The sequence below is a fragment of the Bacillus yapensis genome, from assembly GCF_005280205.1.
Taxonomy (GTDB): domain Bacteria; phylum Bacillota; class Bacilli; order Bacillales; family Cytobacillaceae; genus Robertmurraya; species Robertmurraya yapensis.
The window spans coordinates 1-25,820 of the sequence record NZ_SUND01000029.1 but is presented as its reverse complement, the minus strand read 5'-3'; the positions used below and the strand labels follow the sequence as shown (position 1 = coordinate 25,820).

Below are 25,820 nucleotides of genomic sequence, written 5' to 3'. Positions count from 1 at the left end.
TTATTTTATCAGATGTGGTCCTTATTTCTATTCTAAAAATAATCAAAGCCGGTGAAATTTTACTTGTCGTAAAATTTCACCGGCTTTTTCATCTTAAAGATGGGGTTTTGTCCCAGCCTCTGGTACTACCTAACCCTTTTGAATATAATAGTGGCTGACTTTTCCATCATCTTCTCGCCTAAGCAAGGCGTGCTTCTGTAGCCGACACCATGCTGGAAGGTCTTCGCGAGCACCAATATCATAAGATCTCACTTCAATGATTTGACCTGAATCCATCTTTTTCATGGTTAAGAAAAGATTCATAATCAACTCGCCACAGCCAGTTGGACCAGCATCATAAACCAAATCTACCTCTGGTTCATTCATCTAAATCTTCCCACCTTCATTTTGTTAGGAGTTTCACAAACATGTGTAAACGGTTTCGTTTTCATGAATGTCATAAACTATTAAAATTTATATCCCTATTTCATTATAAAAAAGTGATAAAATTAGTTAAATTCAAGTTATCGATAAAACCTATAGAAACGAATCGTTTTTGCAAATAGTTAAGGGGTGTTAGGATGGATTTGCATCAGTTATATGTGTTCACAAAAGTGGTGGAGCATAAGAGCTTTTCGAAAGCCGCTGAGGCTGTTTATTTAAGTCAATCTACCGTCAGTTCCCATATTCAATCCTTGGAAAAAATATTGAATGTCCAGCTGTTTGACCGAGTTGGAAGAGAAACCATTATCACTCCATACGGTGAACGGTTATATCATTGGGCGCTTAAATTATTGCAGCTAAAAGATGAAGCTCTTTTTGATATCAAGGAAAGTGTGACGGAGTTAAAAGGTGTGATTCATTTGGGAGTCAGTTCTGTACCTGGACAGTTTCTCGTTCCGAAAATCGTCAAGAGGTTTCGTGAGGAGTATGCGAATGTAACGTTTTCGCTCAGCGAATATCCGTCTAAGATTGTCGCAGAAAAAGTCATGAGTGGAATGGTCGATATGGGCTTTCTTGGAGAAAAATACGAAAATGACAAGCTTCACTACATCCCTTTAATGAAAGAAAAGCTCGTACTCATTTCGTCCAAAGAATTTGCTCTTGCTGAGTCTGTTTCAATCCACGATATTATTCATTGTCCTTTTATTATGAGAAGCTCAGACTCTGGTACAAAAGCGATTTTAGAGAAATTCTTAAAGAAGCAACATATTAAAGAGGAACAGTTAAATGTAGTGGCCTACACGGAAAGTAGCCAATCACTTATTGAATTTGTAAAGCAAGGCATTGGCATCGCAATTATTTCCGAAATTGCTGCAAAGGAATATTGCACGGGCACACACTTGCAAATACATGAGCTTGAAGATTTTCATGACGAGCGCTATTTCTATCTTGTTTACAATGAAATGAAGACACTCTCTTTGGTGACGCGGTTATTAATAGAAATGATAAGCAAAGGGAAAGTGGAATATTGAGAGTTGGTTGGGGGCATAACCCCAACCAACTCTTAGCTATTTTTTAACATAAAAAAATTGTAGTGAGCATCATGCAATAAGCGATTTAAATCCATGGCTGAATCAAAAGCAATGAAAATGGAAATGCAAGCAGCAAACACAATTACACCTACACCTTTTTTGAGAAGGTTTTTATTTCTTTTATAAAGAATCAACGTTGTGATAATAACAACGAGAAAGTAAGCAAGCGAGATCATTAATTTCCCAAAGACCACTTCCCCTTCACTTACAGCCCTCATAAAATCTTCTAAGAGATCCTCATTCTTACCACTCTCTTCGATATTAACAATTTCTCCTTTATAACCGACTTTCCACAAGAAAGAATTTTGTTCTATGCTCGTCACATACTCATATCCCAAAACTTGCCCTTTACTAAACACCCCTGAAATCGTCTCTGTATCTTCTTCTCCATTTTGAGAACAAGCTGACAAAAAAAATGCCAAACAACAAAGCAGCCATAGCATCCATTTTTTTATCATAATCCCCTCCACCAATAACAGATCTTTCTGATATCTATTTTACCATTACTCACTCCCTAACAGCATTAGTTCAACAAATAAATACCCAACGAGATATCCATTGGGTATTTTTCAATTCAAATATTTTGAGCATATTGATATCATCATTCTTTAAGGTTTTGGATTGATCATCCAAGCTAAACCAAACATCATAAACGTAAATAGGAGGATAAATAAACACAGACCGATTCCCCAAAAAGCATAGAGGCGAGAATTCTTTTTTGTAAAAAGACCAACCACTCCTAGTGCTAACCCTATCATCGGAAGTCTCACAAGGAAAAAATCAGGAAATTCATCTGAATCTAATAGAAGACCGATATTCAAGCTGGCCAATGCCACCAGTGCGACTAGAAAGGACAATAATCCAATAATTGTTGTAATCCCGCTGCGCTTCTTCGTTATTTCCAATTCCATAGTTTCACTTCCCCTACTTTTATGCTTCTAATTAGCTCATTGTTCTCTAATTTACGTAATTCAGGAACCGGACCGGTTACCACTGCTCCATAAACTTGTGTACCGTGCTCTTTCAAATATGCAATTCGTTCAGAAAGAACAAGCGATTTGCTTCTCGCAATCTTCGTTGCAGTCTCTTCATTTTTTTCTAATAAGTTTAGAATATCCATGAATACTTCTTCATTCGATTGTTCTCTTCCATTAAAAGGAGACCAGGTTGTTGAATCAATTTGGGCAGGATAACCAATCACGCCAACTGGAACCCCTTCATTGTCGACTTGTTTTTCTTCAAAGCCAGTGTCGACTGCTAGCCAACGAACTTGGACTTCCTTTCCAAGCTTTTCTTCTAATTCTTTAGGTTCCACTAATTCCGTTAACGACAGATATACTTCTCCAACTGTTCCATCGGGAAGATTTTTTAAAATATTCCATTCACCACTTCGACCTATTGGATCTGAAGCATTAGGATGAACTAACCATTCTGTATCAATGGTAGGTATTTCTTGCATTGGTCTATCAAGTAACATCCTTCTTTCTGGAAAACTAGGACTATCAAAGGCAAAATAGATTTCATAATCACCTGCTTTGTAATCCTCTCTACCAATTCTTTTAAAAACATCAAATGTAATCGACATAGAAAAGAAACCAATATCCGATTCTATCTCCATTTCTTCAAGACTCATATTGGGCTCGGTAACATATATCGTTTTTGCCGCAACATCAATTGCATTATTGGCCTTTCCACCAATGGCATAGTACAAATATGTGCTAAGTGTCAACACTGGAACGATCAATAATAAAACCGCTAAACTAATGAGGATATTCGTCCTTATAGCTGTATTCTTCCCTTTCTTAATGATTCTTTTTTGTTCCTTCTCACTATGAGAATGTGTTTCTTCAAACTCTTGTATCGATTCATTAAGGATAGACTCATATAATTCTGTTTCGTCCTTACGATTCTCTGTCATCACGCTTCCTCCTTTCTTGAACTATAGCGATTATTTTTCTTCGACCTCGAAGCAAATGACTTTTAAGAGTATTCAAGTTCATCTCCAAAATATCGGCCGCTTCCTGATAACTCATTTTGTGCAAATCGCATAAAAGCACGATATCTCGTTCCTGCTCCTTCAATGTATGAATGTCATCAAGAAGGAGACGAAAACTCTCTTTTTCTAAGATTTTTTTCTCTGGTGAAGTGATTTGTAATTCTTCTCCTACCTTTTCGCTAACGACTACCCGTTTTTGCTTTCGAGAGTAGTCGATAAACACCCTGTACGCTACTTTAAACAGCCATGCTTTTATATTCAGTATTTCTTCATTTTCCAAGTGAAGATATGCTCGATAAAAAGCCTCCTGAACCAAATCCTCTGCTGTATAATGCTCCTTCGAAAGGGAAAAGAGATAGCGATATAAGTCATTCACATATGCTTGATAAGCCTCATCTAAGTCCAACCACGCTCCCCCTTTCACTATATCCACGTTTAACGATCGTAAAAAGTTGCAAAAAGATCCAAATTAATCCAACTTAAACAATCTTGAATCAAATATACACATGCGTCAATCCATTGATGAAAAATTATGAAACTTTTATTTAGGCTTCCGTTCGGAACGATAGTATAATAAAACCATGTGACGAAACTAATGAAGAGGAGTGGACAATTTTGAAAGAAGCATTAATTGAAAGATTAGTAAGATATGTACAGGTTGATACACAATCCAATGAAGATTCTGAGACTTGCCCTTCCACACCTGGTCAGATCACTCTAGCAAATATGTTAGTGGATGAATTACAGTCTATCGGAATGGAAGAAGTGACAATAGACGAGAACGGCTATGTAATGGCAACTTTACCTACGAACACGACAAAAGACGTTCCAACGATTGGATTATTAGCTCATGTCGATACGGCAACCGATTTTACCGGTGCTGGTGTGAACCCACAAATTTGGGAGAACTATGATGGAAATGATATCGTCCTTAATGAAGATTTAAAGGTGGTTCTTTCACCGAAGGAATACCCAAACCTCAAGAAATATGTTGGTCATACGTTGATTACAACAGATGGGACAACTTTACTAGGGGCGGATAATAAAGCGGGGATTGCTGAAATTATGACCGCACTTGTGTACTTAATGGAGCATCCTGAAATCAAGCATGGGAAAGTACGAGTAGCCTTTACGCCAGACGAGGAAATTGGTAGAGGACCTCATAAATTTGATGTAGAAGCGTTTGACGCCAAATATGCCTACACAATTGATGGCGGACCGCTTGGTGAGCTTCAATACGAAAGCTTCAGTGCAGCAGCTGCGAAAATCACGTTCAAGGGCAATAATATTCACCCGGGTACCGCCAAAGGTAAAATGGTGAACTCAGGGAAAATAGCGATGGAGTTCAACAGCAAGTTACCTGCTCAAGAAGCCCCTGAATATACAGATGGCTATGATGGCTTTTACCACCTTCTTTCCATTAATGGAGATGTGGAAAAAACAACTCTTTATTACATAATTCGTGACTTTGACCGGGATAATTTTAACAACCGCAAAGCGACGATTGAAAAAATTGTGGCTGAGATGAAGGCTAAATACGGGGAAGACAACATCATCCTTGATTTGCACGACCAGTATTACAACATGCGTGAAAAAATTGAACCTGTGAAGGAAATCGTCGATATTGCTCACGATGCGATGACCAATCTTGGAATCGAACCAATTGTTGAACCAATTCGTGGTGGTACAGATGGTTCGCAGCTTTCGTATATGGGATTGCCAACTCCAAACATCTTTACTGGTGGAGAGAACTACCACGGAAAATTCGAATATGTTTCTGTAGACAATATGGAAAAAGCTACGAATGTGATCGTGGAGATTTTAAGATTATTCGAAGAAAGAGCTGAATAGAATGGAAATAGGTAGGGATTCCCTGCCTTTTTTGATCGGAATTTCATTATCCGCAATTTCTCACTTCCGAAATAATCGAATATGAAATAGACTTTTAAACATAAGGAGGAGGCGGATTATGCAAAAGGTGTCGCTATTAAAATCAGAGACTGTCACGGCAAGAAATACGCTTTTAATCTTTGGAATTATCTTTGTCGCCTTTAATCTAAGACCCTCCATTACGGCAGTCGGACCCTTAATTGGCTCAATTCGAACAGATACTGGGATGTCCAATAGTGTGGCCGGTTTGATTACAACCTTGCCACTTCTTGCATTTGCCTTTCTTTCCCCACTAGCTCCAAAATTAGCGCAAAAAATCGGAAAGGAAATGACGATCTTTCTAGCTCTCATTTTCTTGGGAATCGGGTTAGTCATTCGTTCTTCTGGAATGGTTTTTACTTTATTCTTCGGTACAGCGATTGTAGGGTTAGGAATTGCTTTCTGTAATGTTATTTTACCGGGAATCGTTAAACAAAGCTTTCCGGGTAAAGTTGGGTTAATGACCGGAATATACACGGTTTCAATGGGGACTTTTGCAGGGATTGCCCCAGGAATCAGTGTTCCTTTAGCAAATAAGCTCCATATGGGGTGGCAAGGTTCTCTGAGTGTTTGGATCGTGTTAATGGGAGTGGCCCTTATCGTGTGGTTTCCTCAGGTGAGAAAAAGCGAATTTTCAGCGCGCACAAAGGCTTTTAGTACGAAAAAAACATCGATGCTTACATCCCCACTGGCTTGGCAGGTGACCCTTTTTATGGGGCTCCAATCGTTAATCTACTTTTGCTTTATTACCTGGCTTCCTGAAATGCTATATAGTCAGGGAATAAGTGCCGCAACAGCAGGATGGATGGTGTCCATCTTACAATTTTCCGGGATTCCGGCAAACTTCATCATTCCTGTAATAGCCGATCGCCTTTCCAATCAGAAATCCTTGGCAATTGGAATTGGGGCTTTATGCTTGATTGGGATTCTTGGCCTTCTTACAGGAGAAAATATTATTCTTATCACGATTTCGATTATTTGCATCGGGATGGGGACAGGGGCCGCAATTAGCCTTGCATTAACTCTAATTGGCTTGCGGGTTTTAAATGCTGAACAAGCTGCCAATTTATCAGGGATGGCCCAATCTATCGGTTACTTCTTAGCCGCATTAGGACCGTTTTTCTTAGGATTTCTTTTTGATATCCTTCATTCCTGGACAGTTCCTTTACTTCTTCTAATTCTAGTAACATTTATCATGACTGTCGTTGGATATGGGGCTGGTAGAAATCAATATGTGCTGGAGACAAGAGATAATTCGAATACGCTAAACTTATAAACAAGCTTAGCGTATTTTTGTAGAATATGTTATTAATGAAGTAACGAAACGAGGTGCTGAATTTGGATCGCAAAGAACTAGAATATTAAGATTCAAGATTTAAAAATGGAGTATGTACGTCTCCAAAATGATTTAGAAAAGCTTGAATCTGTCCACGGAAACCTTTCTCCATTGGAAAGACAAATCGGTCAAATCGAAGTCGAATTAAAAGAACTATACAAGCAACTTGAAAACCTTTAAGAGCTGCCCACAGAAGGCAGCTCTTCTTTTATTAGAGGAGGATAACTTCATCCCCAACATTGACTTCCCCAGTTTTGACAACAGAAGCAAAGATTCCGAAACAATTATTTCTTTCCTTATAAACCGTTTTTAACATAGACGTGTCAATGGTCGCACTATCTGGATCAATATTAATTATCGAACATCTTTCACATAGTCCATTCACTTTTACTTCAACATTTCCGATTAAGAGTTTTTTTCCTAACCAAGTTTCCTCTTCAAACGGTTCATCACTTTCTGTAGCAAGTACGAAGTTCGGTCTGAATCGTCGCACATCCACCTTACTTCCCCATAGTTCCTCTATTTTCTTAATCGACGCCTCTGTAGTAATGAGTAAGTGGTCCTCTTCAATCGCACCTAAAGGTACATAGTCAGGAGAATATTGAATAGGAGTGAGGCTTTTCCCAGAGAATTGTTCAAGTTCTTGCAAGAGCCCTTCCTCTCCCCATTCGTATTCCTTACCAGAAGGTGATGTAATTTTTACAACGGGATACTTTTCTAAACTTTCTTCCCCCACAAATTTCGCATGATATTTGGCCATTACCGGCTGCTGAGTTAGGGTCAAATATTTCCCCGGTCTTGTTTCATCTAGAAATGCATGGCTTCGATCGCCATACACACCATAAGATTCTACCCTTGTTTTCTTCACACTTTCTCCGCGAAATGACTTCACTGGATGTCGTACAATCTCTTGAACCTTTCCAACAATCACCCTAAACTCCCCCTTTTATGGTACTTAATGCAGTAGGTAGCATCTGATACCAATCGTGGACATTTCCTTTTTCTATTATATTTTACTGATTTTCTAGCTCCTTTGGAATAAATTTCTAGACCTAAGAGAACGTTAATAGATGTACTTCTTATCTTAAAATAATTTGTTCATCAAACAAATTTTTACATTATATACAATGAAAGCGATTAAAACAAAGGTATTTCCTTCCAAACTAAAAAATTATTTTGACAATACTAAACTATTAAAAGTATTATGGAATAATGTTAGGAGGTTGCAACATGTCAAACGAAAATAAACAGAAAATTGTAGCAAGTGTGCCACAAAAAGGTTTCTTTGGGCACCCTAAAGGATTATTCACCCTATTCTTCACAGAATTTTGGGAGAGATTTTCATACTATGGTATGAAAGCTATCCTCGTTTATTATATGTATTACGAGGTTTCAAAAGGTGGACTAGGAATTGATGAGTCTACTGCTCTTGCCATTGTGTCTATCTATGGTTCCCTAGTTTATATGTCTGGTATTATTGGTGGATGGTTAGCCGATCGAATTTTCGGTACCTCTAAAGCGGTTTTCTATGGTGGTATCTTGATCATGCTAGGTCATATTGCCTTGGCAATACCAGGTAATATCACAATGTTCTTTGTTTCTATGGTGTTCATCGTATTAGGTACTGGATTACTTAAACCAAATGTTTCAAGTATCGTTGGTGATATCTATAGCGAAAATGACGAGCGCCGTGATTCAGGCTTTAGTATTTTCTACATGGGAATTAACTTCGGTGCATTTATTTCACCACTTATTACTGGTGAAATCGGTATGAAGCATTCTTTCCATCTAGGATTTGGTGTTGCCGCAATCGGAATGTTCTTAGGATTACTCCTTTTCCTATTTACTAAGAAAAAGAACCTTGGATTAGCTGGTACATTTGTCAACAATCCATTGGCTCCTGCAGAGAAGAAAAAAGTCTTCTCTATCATAGCTATTGCCGTTGTAATTGTAGCAATCCTCGTTGCTGTGTCTATTCCAATGGGATTACTTACTTTTGATAGCTTTGTTGTACTTGTAGGTATTTTAGGTGTTGCCTTACCAATTATTTATTTCACAGTTATGTATCGCAGTCCTAAAACTTCCGATGTGGAGCGTTCTCGTCTTCTTGCGTATATTCCATTATTCATTGCTGCGGTTATGTTCTGGGCAATTCAGGAACAAGGATCAACGATCTTAGCGAACTACGCTGATAAAAGAACTCAACTTGATTTTGCTGGTTTTTCAATTTCACCAGCTTTATTCCAATCTTTAAATCCACTATTTATTATCATCTTTGCACCTATTTTTGCATGGATGTGGATGAAGCTTGGTAAACGTCAACCAACCATCCCGCAAAAATTCTCAATTGGTTTATTATTTGCTGGATTATCATTTATCGTGATTCTTTTACCAGCATACTTTGCAGGTACAGATTCACTAGTAAATCCATTATGGTTAGTGTTAAGCTATTTCATCGTTGTTCTTGGTGAACTATGCTTATCTCCAGTAGGATTATCTGCTACAACAAAGTTAGCTCCTTCTGCATTCTCTGCGCAAACAATGAGCCTTTGGTTCTTGGCAAGTGCTGCTGCACAGGCGCTAAATGCACAGGTTGTAAAATTCTACTCTCCAGAAACAGAAATGCTTTACTTTGGAGTTATCGGTGGAGTTGCGATTGTTCTAGGTATCCTTCTATTAATCCTTGCACCAAAAATTCAAACCTTTATGAAGGGTATTAAATAAGAAGATACTTTCTAAGTCTGCACAAAGGGCCCCTAATTTGGGGCCCTTCTTGTTTCTATTTTAGTGAAGAAATAATAATATTTATAGATCACTGTTAGAATCAAAATACTTCGTACTATCCAGTTATCAACCGAAAAAAATCCAATTGCAATCATACTATCTGCAAATAAGTTTAGGATTACTTTTTGTTTCAGAGTCATCGTTTTATTTTTCACAAACTGTTCTAAATACTTCTTGTATATTTTCGTACCTTTAAACCAAGCCTCGAATCTTTTCGATCCCTTCATAAAACAAAATGAAGCTAATAGGAGTAACGGTGTTGTTGGGACAACTGGTAAGATGATGCCTAACAGACCAATTCCTAAGCTCAAGAACCCAGCAACAATGAATATAACGTTTATAAGTTTTTTAATGCTATCACCCTCAAAAATACCTTTCTTCGATCTCATTATAAACGAAAAATCGGTTAGGCGCCCCCAACCGATTTTTCAATTTGATTATTTTTGTCCCGTGTAAATATGAATGGCATCTCTTAAAAACTCTGCGGTACCCGGTTGCTCCTTATCATAATAAGCAGTGAATCTTTCATCTCCCACATACATGTCGGCAAGTCCAGCATGGGCCGCTTCGCTATATTCTGTCCAATAGTATGTCAGCCATTGCTTGTGTAAATCAGCTGCTTTCTGAGCCAATTCACTGGCAGGATCTCCAGTTTTAAAGGCTTCAGCCAATGTTGCTTTTACTTGTGCTTCCAACTTCGTCACAGCTTCATAATCCGCTTCGCTCATATTCATGAGCTTTGCATTCGATTTATTAACTGTTTCTTCCCCATACTTTTCACGAATTTCTTTTCCGTATTTTTGTTCGTTCTCTTCGACCATCTTCTTCTTAAATCCCTCAAATTTTTCTTTATTACTCATATTTATTCTCCCTTCTGTTGAAGCGATTGTTTTCTCTACATTCGAAATTAGCAAATCTAGCTGTTTGCGTTTTTCAAGGAGCTGCTCCCGATGTTCTTTCAGCGCCTTGGCTCCGTCATAGGAAGGTGAAGTCATAATGTCTTTGATTGTCTCAAGGTTCACGCCTAATTCTCGGTAAAAAAGAATTTGCTGTAAGCGGTCCACTTCCTTTTGACCATAGATTCGATATCCCGATGAATTGATTCTTGCCGGCTTAAGAATCCCAATTTCATCATAATACCGAAGAGTCCTTGAACTCACTCCAGCCAACTGCGCTAATTTCTGCACTGTATATTCCACCGTTGCTCACCTCCTTATGAGATAACGATACACCTTTACGTAGCGTGAGGGTCAATACGGTTTTTTTATTTTTTGTAACTTTTTTTGATAAGTACTATTTTATAAGGACAATTTAAAACCCGGACGCTTTTCCTATTGTCCGGGTCTGTATGTTATTTTATGCGGATTTTGGCTTCGCCTTGGATCCATTCAGGAAAGTAGGAAAGCTTTAGTGATATGGGGCTCGTATAACTTTTTAATTCTAGTAATTGAAACTCTCTGTTAGAATATCCTTCATTGTAGCCAGTAAAGGAACGACTTCCCATTTCAATCCTTCTACCTTCGGCATCTTCTGCTTCGCTTACAATTTCATAAGGAAAATCCTTATCATAATATAGATTAAATCCAATTTTATCTCCTATGATTTCCAGTTCCCTAATTCTATTACCTTTAGGCTGTTTCAATATTTCTCCCTTTTCGAAATCCACAATTACATTAGCATATTCTTTATCAACTGCCTGAATCTTATTAAAGGTAAGATACAGCTCCTTCGGCTCCTTAAAATAATTGCTTTGGAGATAATAAATTCGCTCATTGTCTGAAATTAAACTACCATTAACTCCATCTTTGATTTTCGTCCAAGCTTCCCCATTCTCATCAATCAAACGTAGATCTTCTAACTCCAATAATTTCTTCGTATTATTTGGATCCATTTTCACATGCACAGCTACTCTTAATGGATGAACCGTCGCATCTAAAATAAAAATACTCTGTCCTTCTATCGTTACAGTTTGATTTATTTGATATGTCTTTTTTGCTTTTATATCATTATTTAATGACAATGGAAAAGTATAGTTTTCCCCTCTTAACTTTATTTCAAGTTGAAGCTCACGATCAAACAATGGATTTTCTGGAAAAAAATACTCAATTGTCCCATTAAAACTCTTTTCCCCTTTTTCAGAGTAGTGAGGGCCTCCATATGAGAGGGCATAATTTTCAATTTCTTTCCCATCAGCATTTCTCAAAACAACACGGTCCATATTAATTTCAGTCTGAGGTTCATCAGTATTCAATGTATAAAAGAATACTAATCCGCTCTCATCTACAATTGCCCCATCGATGACAACTTCAACCCCATTCTTCTTAATTGATACACCCAATTTCTCATAGTAATCGTTCTCAATCGCAGTAAGTTTCCCCTTATCAAAACGTATCAGTTCAACGATTTTTTCCATTCCTAGAATTTCAGAGACGTAGTTTGCGAACGCAGGAGAAACTCGAATTGAAGTGAAAAACCCTAATACTAATACAGCAACCATTGCCACGCTCATCCACCACTTTTTCCCCTTCAAGCGCACCTTCTCTCGTTTGGCTTTCTGAAATCCAGCCTCAATCGCTATGTCCAATTTATCTTCAGGTACTTCTAAATTATTTATATAATCCTCTAGCTTCTTCTCCATTCTCACTTCCCACCTTTCTCTGAAAGACTTAGCCTCAGTGACTCTAACGCTTTATGTAGCCAAGTCTTCACTGTTCCTTCTGGGCACTCCATCGCAAGTGCAATCTCTTTTATTTTCAGGCCATGAAAGTACTTGAGCGTGATTATCTCTCGTGAACGCTGATCCAACCCCAATAAGGCTTCTTCAATTTCGAGTCCTTCGTGAGTTTCAGAGATTCCTTGCGAAGCCAAATACTCTTCATTTAGCACTTCTCTCTTCTTTTTCCGCAGCTGATCATTGCAATAATTGATCATAATCCGAATAAGCCAGGTTTTAAAATAGGCTGGCTCCTTTACCTTGCGAATACTTTTAAAGGCACGATAAGTTACCTCCTGCAACGCCTCCAGAGCTTCTTCCTCATTACGAAAATAGGAAAACGAAGTTTTATATAGATCAACCTTATACATTTTTATAAGTTGCAAAAAAGCATCTTCATCCCCACGGATGGCTCTTCTAACGAGCAATTCCTGTGTCTCCAAGTCCGTCCCCCCCTACTACTCTATATCTATTAGACTGTCGAATCAGAAAAAGGTTTTTATATTTTTTCACGTAAGTGCCCTTGTAAGAACATCTAACAGCTTTTCTGAATTTTAAAATCAAAAAATATGGCATGAGATGTCTTTTCATGTATAATTATTCCGAATCGAATAAATAATAGTAGATTCTACCCAATCGTATCATAGGATACGCTAATTTTTATACGAGGGAGGTTGCTAATGTTTTGAAAAACGAGGCAATTATTCAATTCAAAAATGTAACAAAACAGTACGATGACGATCCACCGGTCCTAAATGATGTAAGCTTCGAGATTGAAAAAGGAAAGTTTTATACCCTTCTTGGTCCTTCTGGATGTGGGAAAACAACAATCCTGAGACTTATCGCTGGCTTCACAGAGGCTTCAAATGGTGAGATCTTTTTTAACGGTAAAAAAATCAATGATGTTCCTGCTAATAAGAGGCAGGTAAACACCGTTTTTCAGGATTACGCCTTATTCCCTCATTTGAATGTGTATGAAAATGTCGCATTTGGACTTCGCATTAAGAAGATGAATTCAATAGATATTGATAAAAAGGTCAAAGAGGCACTTAGCTTTGTGAACTTGAAGGGCTATGAAAATCGTGAAATTCGCGAAATGTCTGGTGGTCAAAGACAGCGTGTGGCTATTGCCCGTGCAATCGTCAATGAACCAGAGGTTATTCTTCTAGACGAACCACTATCTGCCCTTGACTTAAAACTTCGTTACGAGATGCAATACGAGCTTCGTGAGCTCCAACGTCGCCTTGGCATTACCTTTATTTTTGTTACCCATGACCAAGAGGAAGCACTAGCAATGTCAGATGAAATCTTCGTTCTTGATCAAGGAAAAATCCAACAAAGTGGAACACCTAAAGATATTTACGATGAACCAATCAACCGCTTCGTAGCTGACTTTATTGGAGAATCCAACATCCTTAAAGGCCGCATGCTAGATGATTATTTAGTTGAATTTGTTGGGAAGCAATTTGAATGTGTCGACCAAGGTTTGGATAAAAATGAGGCAATTGAAATTGTTATTCGTCCTGAGGATCTAGAAATTACGACACTTGAGCGCGGGAAGCTTCAAGTCCGTGTTGATTCTCAGCTTTTCCGTGGCGTTCACTACGAGATTAGCTGCTATGACAAGGACGGGAACGAGTGGCTTGTCCATTCTACAAAAGCAGCAAATGTTGGCGATGAAATTGGACTTTATTTTGACCCAGAAGCGATTCACGTTATGAGACTTGGTGAGACGGAAGAAGAATTTGATAAGCGTTTAGAAGCTTATACAGATGGAGAAGCAGGCCATGGAAAATAAGTTTACTCGCAATATATACATGGTCCCTTATGCACTGTGGATTGCCTTGTTTGTTATTGCCCCTATCCTACTCGTACTTTATTATTCGTTCTTCGATATTGAGGGCAATCTATCACTCATTAACTACCAAAAGTTTTTCACACCAGTGTATTTAAAAATGACGTTAAGCTCATTCTGGTATGCCTTTTTAATTACCTTAATTTCCTTAATCGTCGCTTACCCAACAGCGTATTTATTAACGAAAACAAAACATAAGCAATTATGGCTATTATTAATCATTGTTCCTTCATGGATCAATTTATTGTTAAAAGCGTATGCCTTCCTTGGTATTTTCGGTACTTACGGGATTACAAATAGCTTCCTTGAAGTGATTGGCATTGGCTCACAACAAATCCTATTTACCGATTTCAGTTTCATTTTTGTGTCGGTCTATATCTTTATTCCATTTATGATTTTACCGATCTTTAACTCGCTCAATGAGTTGAACCCAACGCTAATTGACGCAGCCAATGACTTAGGGGCATCTAAATGGACAACATTCCGTCGAGTTATTTTCCCATTAACGATTGATGGCGTGAAGTCAGGCTGCCAGGTCGTGTTTATCCCAGCACTATCCTTGTTCATGCTGACGCGATTAATCGCAGGAAACCGCGTGATTACACTTGGTACAGCAATTGAGCAGCATTTTCTTGTCACACAGGATTGGGGTATGGGTTCAACGATTGCCGTATTCTTGATTATTATTATGTTCCTATTTATGAGTTTCACGGGAACTAGAAAGCGGGGTATCTAAGTTGGAGAAAAAAATATCCCCTTTAGCAAAAGGATTCTTGTTTCTAATCTTTCTTGTGCTCTATGCACCGATTTTCTTTTTAGTGTTCTACTCCTTTAATAGTGGTGGAACGATGTTTGATTTTGAAAGCTTTACCCTTGATTGGTACAAAGAATTATTCCAGGATACACGATTACTAATCATTGTCTTAAACACTCTTGTGATCGCCTTATTATCATCGTTAATTTCAACCATTATCGGGGTACTCGGTGCAATCGCCATCTATCAAGTGAAAAAGCGTCAGACTAAAAATACACTTCTTTCTTTAAACAATGTGTTAATCGTTAGCCCAGACGTCATTATCGGGGCATCATTCTTGATTCTGTTTACAATGGCAGGACTTAAGCTTGGATTTTATTCCGTCCTACTTTCCCATGTTGCTTTTTGTATTCCCATTGTTGTTTTAATGGTGCTACCGAAGTTAATGGAAATGAGCCCGACTTTAATTGATGCGGCTCGTGACCTTGGTGCAAATCGCTTAAACGTGTTAACGAAAGTCATTTTGCCATTTATTACTCCAGGAATTTTCGCAGGATTTTTCATGGCTTTAACTTATTCACTCGATGATTTTGCGGTAACCTTTTTCGTAACAGGAAATGGCTTTACAACCCTATCTGTTGAAATTTACTCTTTAGCACGTCGAGGAATATCGTTAAATATTAATGCATTGTCAACCTTGCTTTTCCTATTTACGATTATTCTCGTCGTCATTTACTACTTCATCACCCAACGTAACAATAAGGCTCAAATTGGGGGGATTAGAAAATGAACAGACTAATCCGTGTATTTTTAGCCGTTGTCATTGCCTCCGCCCTCCTGTTGTTTGCCATCAATCGCTTAAATAAAGCAGAAGGCTTTGCAGGTGATAATACCTTAACTATTTACAACTGGGGCGACTATATTGACGATGAATTAATTGATCGTTTTGAAGAAGAGACAGGCATTAAAATCATCTACGAAACATTCGATTCCAATGAAGCGATGTTAACGAAAATTCAACAAGGTGGAACGACCTATGATATCGCAGTTCCATCTGAGTATATGATTGATAAAATGCGCGAGGAAGATTTGCTCATTCCACTGGATCATTCGAAGATTCCGAACTTGAAAAATATCGACGAACGTTTCATGGATCTTCCTTTTGATCCTGCTAACAAATATTCCGTTCCGTATTTTTGGGGAACTGTTGGAATTGTGTACAATACCAAAATGCTGAATGATATCGAAATCACAAGCTGGAATGATTTATGGAACCCAGCCTTAAAAAATGAAATTCTTTTAGTCGACGGTGCCCGCGAAGTAATGGGGATGGGATTAAACAGTTTGAACTACTCCCTCAATGACACGAATGAAGCTCACTTAAAAGAAGCAAAGGAAAAATTGGATTCTTTGACACCGAATATCAAAGCAATTGTCGGAGATGAAATCAAAATCCTCATTGCTAATGAGGAAGCAGCCGTTGGTGTCGTTTGGTCTGGGGATGCTGCTGACATGATGTGGGAGAATGAAAATCTTGATTATGTCGTTCCTTCCGAGGGCTCAAATCTTTGGTTTGATAACATGGTTATTCCAAAGACAGCGAAGAACGTGGATGCAGCCCATCAGTTCATTAACTTTATGCTCGATCCAGAAGTTTCTGCGCAAAATACAGAATGGGTCAGCTACTCTACTCCAAACAAAGCAGCATTGGAGTTTATGCCGGAGGAAATGGTTGAGGATGAACGTTTCTATCCTTCACCTGAACTAACAGAAAAACTTGAAGTATACGAAAACCTTGGTAAAAAGAACCTAGCAATGTACAACGACTTCTTCTTACAATTTAAAATGCATAGAAAATAGAAAAAAGGTATCAGGTACCGAATGATGATCATTCAATACCTGGTACCTTTTCTTACTCCTCTTTTTCAATGACTTCGTCGGTATGTCTTTTACTCATTGCATGACGTAGTTTACGATTCTCTTTTGTTTCAAAAATGATGTCCATATCGTAATCCTCTGGATAAAGCTCTTCAGCAGGAATGTACATGACGAGCCTTTTATGATTAAAAGTCATCATTTCCCCTTTCACTAAAACCTCCACATCCCCTTTTTCGTTTGCTGGCTTTGAGACTATTCCCATCTCGTTTATCGAAGGAATCTGGACATTGTCTCCTCGCTTAAATGGAATTACTTCGGTAGTCTTCTCTACTTTTTGTCCATGCTTTTGTTTCCAAATATGCTTGGCATTCAGTGCTAATTGTTTTTCTAACTGCTGTTTTGTGTACTGAGGTGATGCCTCGTATGTCCTGTTTTCCTTGTACGTGACCCCATGCGCTTTTTCAATCAACTTCGGATGCATACCGAGCCTTAAGGCAATATCAAAAGCCTGACTTTCTCCTCCTCTTCCAATAATCAGACGATACGTTGGCTGAAGGGTTTCCACATCAAACTCCATCGCTCCATTTTCAAAGCCCTCTTTCTCGTTCGCATACGCTTTAATCTCACTATAATGTGTCGTCGCTAATAACGTCGCTCCTTTATGATAGAGCTCTTCTAGGATTACTGTTGCTAATCCCATCCCTTCTGCAGGATCGGTACCTGAGCCGAGCTCATCTAATAGGACGAGTGACTTTGGTGTCGTTTCACCAAGGATCTCAATAATATTTTTGATTCTTGAAGAAAACGTACTTAGCGATTGTTCGAGACTTTGGCCATCACCAATGTCTACAAGAATCTTTTCAAAAATGGCAATCTCACTGCCGTCATTGGCAGGGATATGCAAACCTGCCTGTGCCATCATTGTTAAAAGCCCTACTGTTTTTACCGTAACCGTTTTTCCACCAGTATTCGGTCCTGTAATCACAAGCGCATCGAAACCCTCCCCAATAACAAAATCAAGTGGCACAGCCTTCTCTCCTAATAATGGATGGCGCGCTTTCTTTAAACGAATCGTGTGACGCTCATTGATTTGTGGTGCTATGCCAGCAATTAAATTGCTGTATTTCGCTTTTGCAAAAATCACATCATACTGAACCATAATATCTACTGCAAGTTTGATTTCAGTCTCTTTGTCTTCAATTAATCCTGTTAAAACAGATAATACTCGATGCTCCTCTGCCTCTTCCTGAAGCTTGAGCAATTCTATTTCATCTTGAATGCTTCCAATTTCCGCTGGCTCTATATATACCGTAGAACCAGAAGCAGAAGTATCTAACACAGTTCCATTAATATTCTTTCTGTATTCTTTTTTAACTGGAATAACGTAACGCCCATTACGTACGCTTACGATATTTTCTTGTAGATACTTGCTATTCTTGGATGATTTTATGACTTGCTCGACTCGTACCTTGATCCGTTCTTCTAAAATCGAAATTTGTTTTCTTACCTTTAATAGCTCCTTACTTGCATAATCATCCACTCTTCCATTGCGGATACAGCGAATAATTTCATCGGAAATGTCTTGTAAATCATATAAAGAGTACACATACGTACTAATCGTTGGAGCTGTGTATTCCTTATCCTTCATAAATCGTTTGATCCTGTTAATACAAACAAGAAGTTCATGGATTTCCATCAACTGATCAGGTCGAAGGACGATTCCCTTATGCAGGTTTCTTAGAATCGTACTGATTCCTTTTAAACTCGGGATTGGGACACTCGTACTAATCTTCAAAACTTCTTTTGCTTCTGTGACTTCCCGTAGCCATGCTTCAATTTGTTTTTTTACAAAAGAGGGCTGGAGATTCTGGATGCATTCTCTTCCCATTTCTGAGATTGCCGTAGCTGCGACTACCTCTTTTAAATCTTGAAATTGTAAAACTTCAATCGTTTGTGAATTCACTTCTTCTTCCTCCTTTTGGTATGAACGATTACGTGCGAGGAAATTAAGAAACGCAAAGCGTATTTATTTTATTCCATAAAAAAATCGCAAAAGAACAAAATTGTCCCTTTGCGATTGAACGTGTAGGTATAATGAAGCTGACCCAAAAGCCTACTACATCAAATATTAGAGCAAACGCAAATTGTGTTCTTAACATTCCTGTCTTCAAAAAAGTGATCACCAAAGAAGCCCGTGATAAACACATTTTTTCGAGACACGCACGTATGAAATTACGCTAAGGTAAGAACTCCAATTTCCATAAAATAATCTCCTTAAATCCTTCAGTTATTCATATTATGGTTAAACACCAATGATATGATACTATATTATTACCATATTTTCCGAAAAAAGTATACTTTCTAAAAAGTGTTATTTTCTTACAAATAGCGACTTTAGTATCGAATTTTTTATACTTATAGGTTATAATACCTGTATACCAAAAATTTAATATAGGCAAAGCCATTGAAAAGTGGGGACGCAAAGCTATAGGGGCTAACGTATTCAAAATACTATGCCAGCCAGTTGCATGAATGAATAATACATTATTCTATGTATACCCTCATGCTATGAGGGTTTATTTATTATGTAAGAAAAAGGTCCTTATTGACAAGACATGTCCCACTTTGGTGCTCAAACCTAAATAATATGTGTTAGAGGGGAATAGATCTTGAAACTTTTGAATCAATCGACACGCTATGATATTTTACGTGCTCAATTCAATTTGGATTCACCAACTTTTACTAATGACGACTTAAGCAAGTCGCTCAATCGTTTATTTTCTTTCATCTATGAGCAAACAAAAGTCATGTATATTGAATTTATAGATGAAAAAGTTTGCCGCAATTATATTAAATACCATCACTCCAAGAATTTTTCAGAAGTTAGCTATATGGAGACATTGAAGGACATTAAGAATTTCAATTATTTCCTTCACAATGTAAAAGCGATTAAAGATGCTCCAAAAATCAAACTTTCTATTAAAAATTCATCTTTCTGGATTAGTTTAGACTAATTTAAAAAGCGACCACATCGGTCGCTTTTTCTTTGTTCTATCTCTATAAAAATAATCCTCATGGTTTGTCCCCTATGCTCATATAGTTTTTATGAGGAGGGATAATATGCATTCGATAAACTTCATAAGATATTCGGTTGCATACGTTTTTATCATTTCAGGTGCAATGAAAATCGTAAGCGAGGAACTCGCAACTACCTTTATAAACCTAGGTCTTCCTTATCCAATTTATTTTATGTATCTAGTCGCATTGACTGAAATCGTTTGTGGAGGTCTCATTTTAGCTAATAAAAAGGTCAAAACTGCTACCATTCCTTTAATCCTAATTATGATTGCCGCCATTATTCTAACGAAGGTTCCTTTACTTCATGCAGGTCTTTTAACATTCGCTTTCCAGGCTCGATTAGATATTGTCATGATATTCCTTCTTTCCATCCTTTACCGCAAAAAATCATTTAAACCCTTTTAAAACAAAAGGTAGCTCCTGTGCTAAGTGTGTAAGGAGCTACCTTTTTATCATGAAGAAATCTCAGCTAACGCAACTTCCTGATAAGCTTTAAAAAATGCACTACAAAACTCATCCCACTTTATTGCTGCTTCTATCGATGCCTCTGAGACCTCGCCAAGCACTGGTTTATGCAGCAAATCTGTCAATTGCTCTACGAATTTTTTAATCGTTTCTTCAGGCGCTCCTTCAAGGACACTGCGAACGAATTCAGCTGGAGAATACCAATCTACCACCCTACTAATATCCCGATATATTTGAGTCAACAGAAGATTCCTTGGACCTTCCCACTGTTCATTAACGACTACATCACGGAAAATTCGTGGAAGTGATGAGAATTCCTCCATCACGCCATGCCCTCCAAAAATTGAAATAGCCTCCTTCAGCACATCCGCACCTTCACTCGTTGTGCAAATTTTTTGCAGTAAAACTAATTCCCGCAAATTAAATAATTGTCTCCTCACTTCTAAAGGTTGATCAGATTTCAGTCCTGGATTTAATGGCTTTTCTAATCGTAAAAACAAATCGTATATTTTAAATGCGCCTGCTGTTGTTCTATGGGCAGCATTTTCAATTTTCTTCAGCTTACTAGCAGATAAGGGATAGTCTTTAATTTTTTGCCCGAAAACGGTGCGGAAATCGCTATACAGATGAGCTTCCCTAGATGCACGCAACATGAAGCCAGCACAAGCAATCCCAATTTCTAATCTCGAAAGGGTAAGAACAATGCCAACTGCCACTGCAATTCCCTTATCCTTCGGACCAATTGGATAGGCTACTGCTCCCTCATATTGAATCTCTCCTGTTGGTAGCTCAGCGGTCCCCATTTTCCATTTGATTCGATTTATTTGATAGCTATTTCGCTTTTCCTTTTCTTTATCCCCTGGTAGCCATGATGGAACAATAAAAGTAGAAACTTTATCAGTTCCGGTAATTTTCGCTGTGACTACAGAATAATCTGCGTGAGCCACGGAACAGAAGAATTTATTTCCGTATAAACGATAGTGCTTTCCATCTGGTATCGCCTCTAAGACGTTCGCAGGTAAATCAGAGCCACCTTGAATTTCGGACATAAACTGCGCCCCAATCCCAAAGTCCCCATCTCTTCCTTCCTTTGTATGAAGCAGGATTTCATGAAGTTCAGGGTACTCAGCATTTGGAAACTCGTCTAATAGAGCCACTAATCCATGAGTACATGTAAAGGGACAAGCAACACCGGCTTCTCCTAACTGATGAATGAGCATTCTTTTGACAAAGCTTTCCCAAGTTGACATTTTGCTCGAAAAAAGACCTTCTCCAAATACAGCTTTTTCTAATTGGTGAGTTTCAGCTGGTCTTACAATGCGATCAATTCGATTGTTAAATGCATCATAATGTAGCATGTACGGACGAACTTCTGGTCTTGCTAATTTTTCCGCAAGCCGATTCCAATCTCTTGATACTTTTGGAGAAAAATTTAATAGTCTTTCATGAATTGCTTCAAACTCTTTACCTAGAAATTTTTCGACCGCTTTTTGTAAAAATGGTTCATCCTTGTACCAATCTAAACTTTCGCGTTTCTGAACAAAATCATTGAAGCTGTATGAATTGTACCCTTTCGTCTGCAATTCTTCGGAAGCCAATGTCATAGAATGTCACCCCTTCTTCAAATTTGACAAATTACAATTTTCAGAATTATTATAAGTCTAAGTGTACGTTAACGTCAACTTGGAGGGTGAGTACTATGACCGAAGAAAAATTTTTTACCATTAGCGAACTTGCGAGCATGTTTGATATCAGTTCTAGGACCATTCGATACTACGAAGAAATGGGAATGCTGACTTCAATAACTCGAGAAAGCCTAACAAAGCAACGAAGCTATTCAAATACTGAAAGACGCAGATTAAAACTAATTCTACGTGGAAAAAAGCTTGGATTCAGTCTTCAGGAAATAAAAGAAATGATCGATTTATATGAATCAAACCCTGAAGGAAAAGCGGAAAAGGAACGCATAATTGAATTCGCAGATAAGAAACTAAAAGAAATAGATGAGCAAATACTCCAGCTTCAAATCCTCAAAGAAGAAATCTTTACACATAGGGAACGGTTTTTACAGGAAAAGTAACAATCATGAACAGTTCAGAAAACCGGCCCATTTTGCAAGTTTTAAATAATAGGCCAGCACCTATATAATTCAAATAAAGAGGTGATAAGATGAATGAAATACTTAAGGCGATACAGCAATTAGAAGGTCGGATGATTGATCAATTCGATCAAGTTGATCAGAGGTTCGAACATATTAATGAGAGACTCAATAAGATTGATCAGAAGCTTGGACAGTTTGATGAGAGACTCAATAAATCCACCGAAAACAACGATACAATGATCGGAAAATTGGATCAGATTAAAGTTAAGTTAGATCGGATGGAAAGCACATTAAACACCCTTGCTAATACTTTTAATGAAGGTACTGTCGCAATGCTAAATAGAATAGACAAAAACACCATTTCATTCTCCAGAGACACTGAATTCCTATCAGGGAAAGTTGGGAAACACGAAATGTACTTCCACCGCATAAACGAAAAGTAACACTTCAATGTTTCCACAAATTCCTCACTTTATAATTTCACAATTACTTTAGGAGTAACGGACATATTTTTATACCTCTCCTAGGACTGTGTTACTCCTATAAAATTTCTCATTTTATATTCTTCGTATAATCTATCGTTTGCTTTAACACATCTCGCTACGTAACAATTTTTGAGAATAGAGCCAAAACAAAAAGAACAGAAATAATTATTCCTGTTCTTCATCTTCATTCTCTTTCACGGTTACCTTAACCTTTACAATTCTACGATCATTTACCTCTTCGATTTCAAATAAGGAATTTTCGTATTCAACCAGTGGCTTCTCCCCTGGGTCAGGAATATACCCCAACTGGCCAATGATGAATCCACTTAATGTATCATAATCATCCGTAGGAAACTCAACCTTTAATAAATCCTCAACATCATCCAAATCGGTTGTACCAGCAATCATATATTTATTTTCGTTAATCTGCTCAATATCGTCGATGTCGAGCTCCGGTTCATCGTATTCATCAAAAATATTCCCCACAATTTCTTCGAGGATATCCTCCATTGTCACGATTCCGTCCGTTCCACCATATTCATCAATCGCAATTGCAACGTGACTCTTATTTTTTTGCATATCCTTAAATACATGATCGATGCGAGTAGACTCTAGGACATAATAGGGCTCACGAGTTAATTCTCGTAGCTCAAACGCATCTCTATCCCCATTTTCGATAAAATAGAACAAATCCTTCACATGTAAAATACCTACGATACGATCGATATTTTCTTCATATACAGGGATTCGCGTATACTTCTCCACATTAGCTATATGAACTGCTTCTTGAAAACTCGTATCAACCGGAATCGCTACAATATTCATTCGATGAGTCATAATATCTGAAACTGTTTTATTATCGAATTCAAAAATATTGTTAATCATTACTTTCTCCGCTTCCTGAATGGTTCCTCTTTCTTGCCCAACATCAACCATCATTCGGATTTCTTCTTCGGTCACATTCTCCTCTTCCATATGAGGGTCAATACCAAATAACCGGACTATCAAGTTGGTCGAAAGAGTCAAGAGCTTCACAAACGGAGCCGTAAACTTAGATAACAGGGATATTGGACTTGCCACCAGAAAGGATATCTCTTCAGCCTTTTGAATCGCGAGCCGCTTAGGTACCAGCTCCCCAATGACTAGGGTAAAATACGACAGAATTAAGGTCATGATAGCAGTAGAAAGCATTTCTAGTACGCCTTTTTCAATCGGCAAATTCAATTGACTGATGGCCTCCGTCAATACACCAGCAAAGCTTCTTGCCGTAAAAGCACTCGCAAGAAACCCTGACAAGGTGATTCCAATCTGGATTGTTGCCAAAAAGCGACTAGGTTCAGACAATAGATGCTGAACCACCTGTGCTTTTTTATTTCCTCCATCCGCCAACAGCCTCATTTTATTATCATTGATCGAAACAAGGGCCATTTCTGAGGCTGCAAAAAAGGCATTTACAATAATGAGAATAACCAGAACCATAATTTCAAAACCCAAGAAATTCACCCACTTAGCTAGTGTCACGAGTTCATGCTATTACTATGCCCGAACTTCCAAGTGAGTATGAACTTTTATGCTTCTTTACCTTCTACAACACCTTTATCTTTCGAAGAGAACCAACCTACAACAGCTATTCCAATTAGAACGGTATAGAAGATGATTTTCCATGTGGTCGAATGAGCGAAATCATGTGGGATGATCGCCACATCTGGATGTCCTAATGTTAATACGACAAGCTTCACTCCTACCCAGCCAACAATGGTAAAAGCAGCAATTTCGAGTCCTGGTTTTGAGTGCAATAATTTAACAAAGAAGTTTGCCGCAAATCTCATAATGATAACTCCAATTAAACCACCTGCAAAAATGACAAGGAACTTTCCACCGTCCATTCCACCAATCGTAGGAAGATTGGTATTCGGAAGAGTCATGGCCAGTGCTACAGCGGCAAGAATCGAATCAACTGCAAAGGCAATATCAGCTAGTTCTACTTTAAAAACAGTTGCCCAAAGTCCCCCTTTTCGCTTTTCCTTCTCTTCTTTCTCCTTCTGTTTATCTTTAAAAACAACTTTCCTCACAATATGATTGATGGCAATAAACAATAAATAAAGAGCACCTATTGCCTGTACCTCCCAAACATCCACGAGAAATGAGATAACAAATAGCGAAACAAATCGGAAGATAAATGCTCCGACTAATCCATAAAATAAAGCTTTTTTTCGTTCCTCTTCTGGGAGATGTTTGACCATAATCGCCAATACCAATGCATTATCAGCTGCTAAAAGTCCTTCTAGTGCTACTAATAATAACAATACCCAACCATACTCCATTAAAATTGATAAATCCAACTTTTCTTCCTCCTCTTTTTTCAAATAATCTTTTGTCATTAATCATGTCCTCTAAAAAGGAAAAGCCCTTACCGACATGGTAAGGACTTCAAAAACAACATAAAGACCCTTACCAATGGTAAAGGTCTTGCTAACAACCTGTGTGTAACAAGTTACACACTTGCTGCCAACAAAGCCGAGAGACATGGTCTCTGAAATGACGACTTTGCTGTAAAAGCTACTCCCCTTTAGGAGAACTATTAACTTACTTTTATTATATTCAAAAACCTTAGGGTTCGTCAATTAATTTTAGTTATAAGGTGCACACTATCACAAAGGAGGAATTTCAAAATGGACCCGAAATCACATCATCCGACAGACATGAACAAAAACACACTCAGAGAAAGATTAAATAATAAAAACGTCTCTGATTTCAGCAGTGGCACATTAAGACGAATAGCCTTTTCAAATCATAGTCGCTCTCGGCCAGAAGTAAGTATCCGCCCGTAAAACGGGCGGTTTTAATTTCGCCCTATAAGGGCATTTTACCAACGAAGCCCCTAAAGGGGCCCCTTAATTGACCGTCAACCGTTTACTCTCCTACTTATCTT

At 38.1% G+C, this 25,820-nt stretch carries 27 protein-coding genes and 1 riboswitch; of the genes, 13 read left to right on the top strand and 14 right to left on the bottom strand.

Features of this window, described 5'->3' with window-relative positions; all coding sequences use genetic code 11:
* Positions 1-129: 129 nt before the first annotated feature.
* A complete protein-coding gene (locus FAR12_RS22435) occupies positions 130-366 on the bottom strand; it encodes a sulfurtransferase TusA family protein (RefSeq protein ID WP_126410994.1) in 237 nt (78 codons plus the stop codon).
* Positions 367-560: 194 nt separating this feature from the next.
* Between FAR12_RS22435 and FAR12_RS22430 the strand changes: the two genes are divergently transcribed.
* Positions 561-1,454 carry a selenium metabolism-associated LysR family transcriptional regulator gene (locus tag FAR12_RS22430; protein WP_126410993.1) on the top strand — a complete coding sequence of 298 codons (894 nt, stop codon included), beginning with the start codon at positions 561-563 and terminating at the stop codon, positions 1,452-1,454.
* 32 nt (positions 1,455-1,486) lie between these two features.
* On the opposite strand, the gene FAR12_RS22425 is transcribed toward FAR12_RS22430, so the two are convergent.
* The 4 genes from FAR12_RS22425 to FAR12_RS22410 all read right to left on the bottom strand — a co-directional run bounded on the left by FAR12_RS22425 (position 1,487) and on the right by FAR12_RS22410 (position 3,916).
* Positions 1,487-1,972: a hypothetical protein gene (locus FAR12_RS22425; RefSeq protein WP_126410992.1), complete on the bottom strand. Its 486-nt coding sequence runs from the start codon at positions 1,970-1,972 to the stop codon at positions 1,487-1,489.
* 150 nt (positions 1,973-2,122) lie between these two features.
* Positions 2,123-2,425 (bottom strand): hypothetical protein, encoded by a 303-nt coding sequence (locus tag FAR12_RS22420; RefSeq protein WP_126410991.1) that lies wholly within the window; start codon positions 2,423-2,425, stop codon positions 2,123-2,125.
* The gene (locus tag FAR12_RS22415) at positions 2,410-3,432 is read right to left on the bottom strand and encodes an anti-sigma factor (protein WP_126410990.1); all 1,023 of its coding nucleotides are present in this window, start codon (positions 3,430-3,432) and stop codon (positions 2,410-2,412) included. The genes FAR12_RS22420 and FAR12_RS22415 overlap by 16 nt, the downstream gene beginning before the upstream one ends.
* Positions 3,416-3,916 (bottom strand): sigma-70 family RNA polymerase sigma factor, encoded by a 501-nt coding sequence (locus FAR12_RS22410; protein WP_126410989.1) that lies wholly within the window; start codon positions 3,914-3,916, stop codon positions 3,416-3,418. Before FAR12_RS22410 ends, FAR12_RS22415 begins: the two co-directional genes overlap by 17 nt.
* Positions 3,917-4,125: 209 nt before the next feature.
* On the opposite strand from FAR12_RS22410, the gene pepT reads away from it, so the two are divergent.
* From pepT to FAR12_RS24045, 3 genes are all read left to right on the top strand, one after another.
* Positions 4,126-5,361: a peptidase T gene (gene pepT / locus FAR12_RS22405; protein WP_126410988.1), complete on the top strand. Its 1,236-nt coding sequence runs from the start codon at positions 4,126-4,128 to the stop codon at positions 5,359-5,361.
* A gap of 118 nt (positions 5,362-5,479) precedes the next feature.
* Entirely contained in the window at positions 5,480-6,715 is a 1,236-nt protein-coding gene (locus FAR12_RS22400) for a CynX/NimT family MFS transporter (protein ID WP_126410987.1), read from the top strand.
* Between the two features lie 105 nt (positions 6,716-6,820).
* Positions 6,821-6,955, top strand: coding sequence for an SE1832 family protein (locus FAR12_RS24045; RefSeq protein ID WP_425456229.1), 135 nt, complete (start codon positions 6,821-6,823; stop codon positions 6,953-6,955).
* A 31-nt stretch (positions 6,956-6,986) separates the two neighbouring features.
* On the opposite strand, the gene FAR12_RS22395 is transcribed toward FAR12_RS24045, so the two are convergent.
* Entirely contained in the window at positions 6,987-7,706 is a 720-nt protein-coding gene (locus tag FAR12_RS22395) for an MOSC domain-containing protein (RefSeq protein ID WP_126410986.1), read from the bottom strand.
* Positions 7,707-8,005: 299 nt separating this feature from the next.
* Between FAR12_RS22395 and FAR12_RS22390 the strand changes: the two genes are divergently transcribed.
* Positions 8,006-9,499 (top strand): peptide MFS transporter, encoded by a 1,494-nt coding sequence (locus FAR12_RS22390; protein ID WP_126410985.1) that lies wholly within the window; start codon positions 8,006-8,008, stop codon positions 9,497-9,499.
* A gap of 32 nt (positions 9,500-9,531) precedes the next feature.
* Here the strand turns inward: FAR12_RS22390 and FAR12_RS22385 are convergent, their stop codons facing one another.
* The 4 genes from FAR12_RS22385 to FAR12_RS22370 form a co-directional block, all read right to left on the bottom strand.
* The gene (locus FAR12_RS22385; RefSeq protein WP_126410984.1) at positions 9,532-9,948 is read right to left on the bottom strand and encodes a YbaN family protein; all 417 of its coding nucleotides are present in this window, start codon (positions 9,946-9,948) and stop codon (positions 9,532-9,534) included.
* Positions 9,949-9,996: 48 nt separating this feature from the next.
* A complete protein-coding gene (locus FAR12_RS22380; protein WP_126410983.1) occupies positions 9,997-10,758 on the bottom strand; it encodes a MerR family transcriptional regulator in 762 nt (253 codons plus the stop codon).
* A gap of 152 nt (positions 10,759-10,910) precedes the next feature.
* Positions 10,911-12,197 carry a DUF4179 domain-containing protein gene (locus FAR12_RS22375; RefSeq protein ID WP_126410982.1) on the bottom strand — a complete coding sequence of 429 codons (1,287 nt, stop codon included), beginning with the start codon at positions 12,195-12,197 and terminating at the stop codon, positions 10,911-10,913.
* Between the two features lie 2 nt (positions 12,198-12,199).
* Positions 12,200-12,715: a sigma-70 family RNA polymerase sigma factor gene (locus tag FAR12_RS22370; protein WP_126410981.1), complete on the bottom strand. Its 516-nt coding sequence runs from the start codon at positions 12,713-12,715 to the stop codon at positions 12,200-12,202.
* A gap of 242 nt (positions 12,716-12,957) precedes the next feature.
* On the opposite strand from FAR12_RS22370, the gene FAR12_RS22365 reads away from it, so the two are divergent.
* From FAR12_RS22365 to FAR12_RS22350, 4 genes are read left to right on the top strand one after another with little or no spacing between them, the layout of a single operon-like run.
* Complete coding sequence (locus FAR12_RS22365) at positions 12,958-14,070, top strand: ABC transporter ATP-binding protein (protein WP_126410980.1); 1,113 nt, start codon at positions 12,958-12,960, stop codon at positions 14,068-14,070.
* A complete protein-coding gene (locus FAR12_RS22360; RefSeq protein ID WP_126410979.1) occupies positions 14,060-14,863 on the top strand; it encodes an ABC transporter permease in 804 nt (267 codons plus the stop codon). The genes FAR12_RS22365 and FAR12_RS22360 overlap by 11 nt, the downstream gene beginning before the upstream one ends.
* 1 nt (position 14,864) lies before the next feature.
* Complete coding sequence (locus tag FAR12_RS22355) at positions 14,865-15,671, top strand: ABC transporter permease (RefSeq protein WP_126410978.1); 807 nt, start codon at positions 14,865-14,867, stop codon at positions 15,669-15,671.
* Entirely contained in the window at positions 15,668-16,741 is a 1,074-nt protein-coding gene (locus tag FAR12_RS22350; protein WP_126410977.1) for an ABC transporter substrate-binding protein, read from the top strand. The genes FAR12_RS22355 and FAR12_RS22350 overlap by 4 nt, the downstream gene beginning before the upstream one ends.
* A 52-nt stretch (positions 16,742-16,793) precedes the next feature.
* Here FAR12_RS22350 and FAR12_RS22345 read toward each other — a convergent pair whose 3' ends face one another.
* Positions 16,794-18,722, bottom strand: coding sequence for an endonuclease MutS2 (locus FAR12_RS22345; RefSeq protein ID WP_170972303.1), 1,929 nt, complete (start codon positions 18,720-18,722; stop codon positions 16,794-16,796).
* 481 nt (positions 18,723-19,203) lie between these two features.
* A riboswitch (cyclic di-GMP riboswitch) is annotated at positions 19,204-19,291 on the top strand.
* A gap of 137 nt (positions 19,292-19,428) precedes the next feature.
* On the opposite strand from FAR12_RS22345, the gene FAR12_RS22340 reads away from it, so the two are divergent.
* Together FAR12_RS22340 and FAR12_RS22335 are read left to right on the top strand one after the other, a co-directional pair.
* Positions 19,429-19,773, top strand: coding sequence for a hypothetical protein (locus FAR12_RS22340; RefSeq protein WP_126410976.1), 345 nt, complete (start codon positions 19,429-19,431; stop codon positions 19,771-19,773).
* A gap of 106 nt (positions 19,774-19,879) precedes the next feature.
* Positions 19,880-20,242, top strand: a complete 363-nt coding sequence (locus FAR12_RS22335; RefSeq protein WP_246010476.1) for a DoxX family protein — start codon at positions 19,880-19,882, stop codon at positions 20,240-20,242.
* A gap of 47 nt (positions 20,243-20,289) precedes the next feature.
* On the opposite strand, the gene FAR12_RS22330 is transcribed toward FAR12_RS22335, so the two are convergent.
* Positions 20,290-21,906: an acyl-CoA dehydrogenase family protein gene (locus tag FAR12_RS22330; protein WP_126410974.1), complete on the bottom strand. Its 1,617-nt coding sequence runs from the start codon at positions 21,904-21,906 to the stop codon at positions 20,290-20,292.
* Positions 21,907-22,001: 95 nt separating this feature from the next.
* Between FAR12_RS22330 and FAR12_RS22325 the strand changes: the two genes are divergently transcribed.
* Positions 22,002-22,382 carry a MerR family DNA-binding protein gene (locus tag FAR12_RS22325; protein WP_126410973.1) on the top strand — a complete coding sequence of 127 codons (381 nt, stop codon included), beginning with the start codon at positions 22,002-22,004 and terminating at the stop codon, positions 22,380-22,382.
* An 89-nt stretch (positions 22,383-22,471) separates the two neighbouring features.
* Positions 22,472-22,846 (top strand): hypothetical protein, encoded by a 375-nt coding sequence (locus FAR12_RS22320; RefSeq protein ID WP_126410972.1) that lies wholly within the window; start codon positions 22,472-22,474, stop codon positions 22,844-22,846.
* Between the two features lie 207 nt (positions 22,847-23,053).
* Here the strand turns inward: FAR12_RS22320 and FAR12_RS22315 are convergent, their stop codons facing one another.
* Positions 23,054-24,382, bottom strand: coding sequence for a hemolysin family protein (locus tag FAR12_RS22315; RefSeq protein WP_170972302.1), 1,329 nt, complete (start codon positions 24,380-24,382; stop codon positions 23,054-23,056).
* Positions 24,383-24,456: 74 nt separating this feature from the next.
* Positions 24,457-25,230, bottom strand: a complete 774-nt coding sequence (locus FAR12_RS22310) for a TerC family protein (RefSeq protein WP_126410971.1) — start codon at positions 25,228-25,230, stop codon at positions 24,457-24,459.
* Positions 25,231-25,820: the final 590 nt, after the last annotated feature.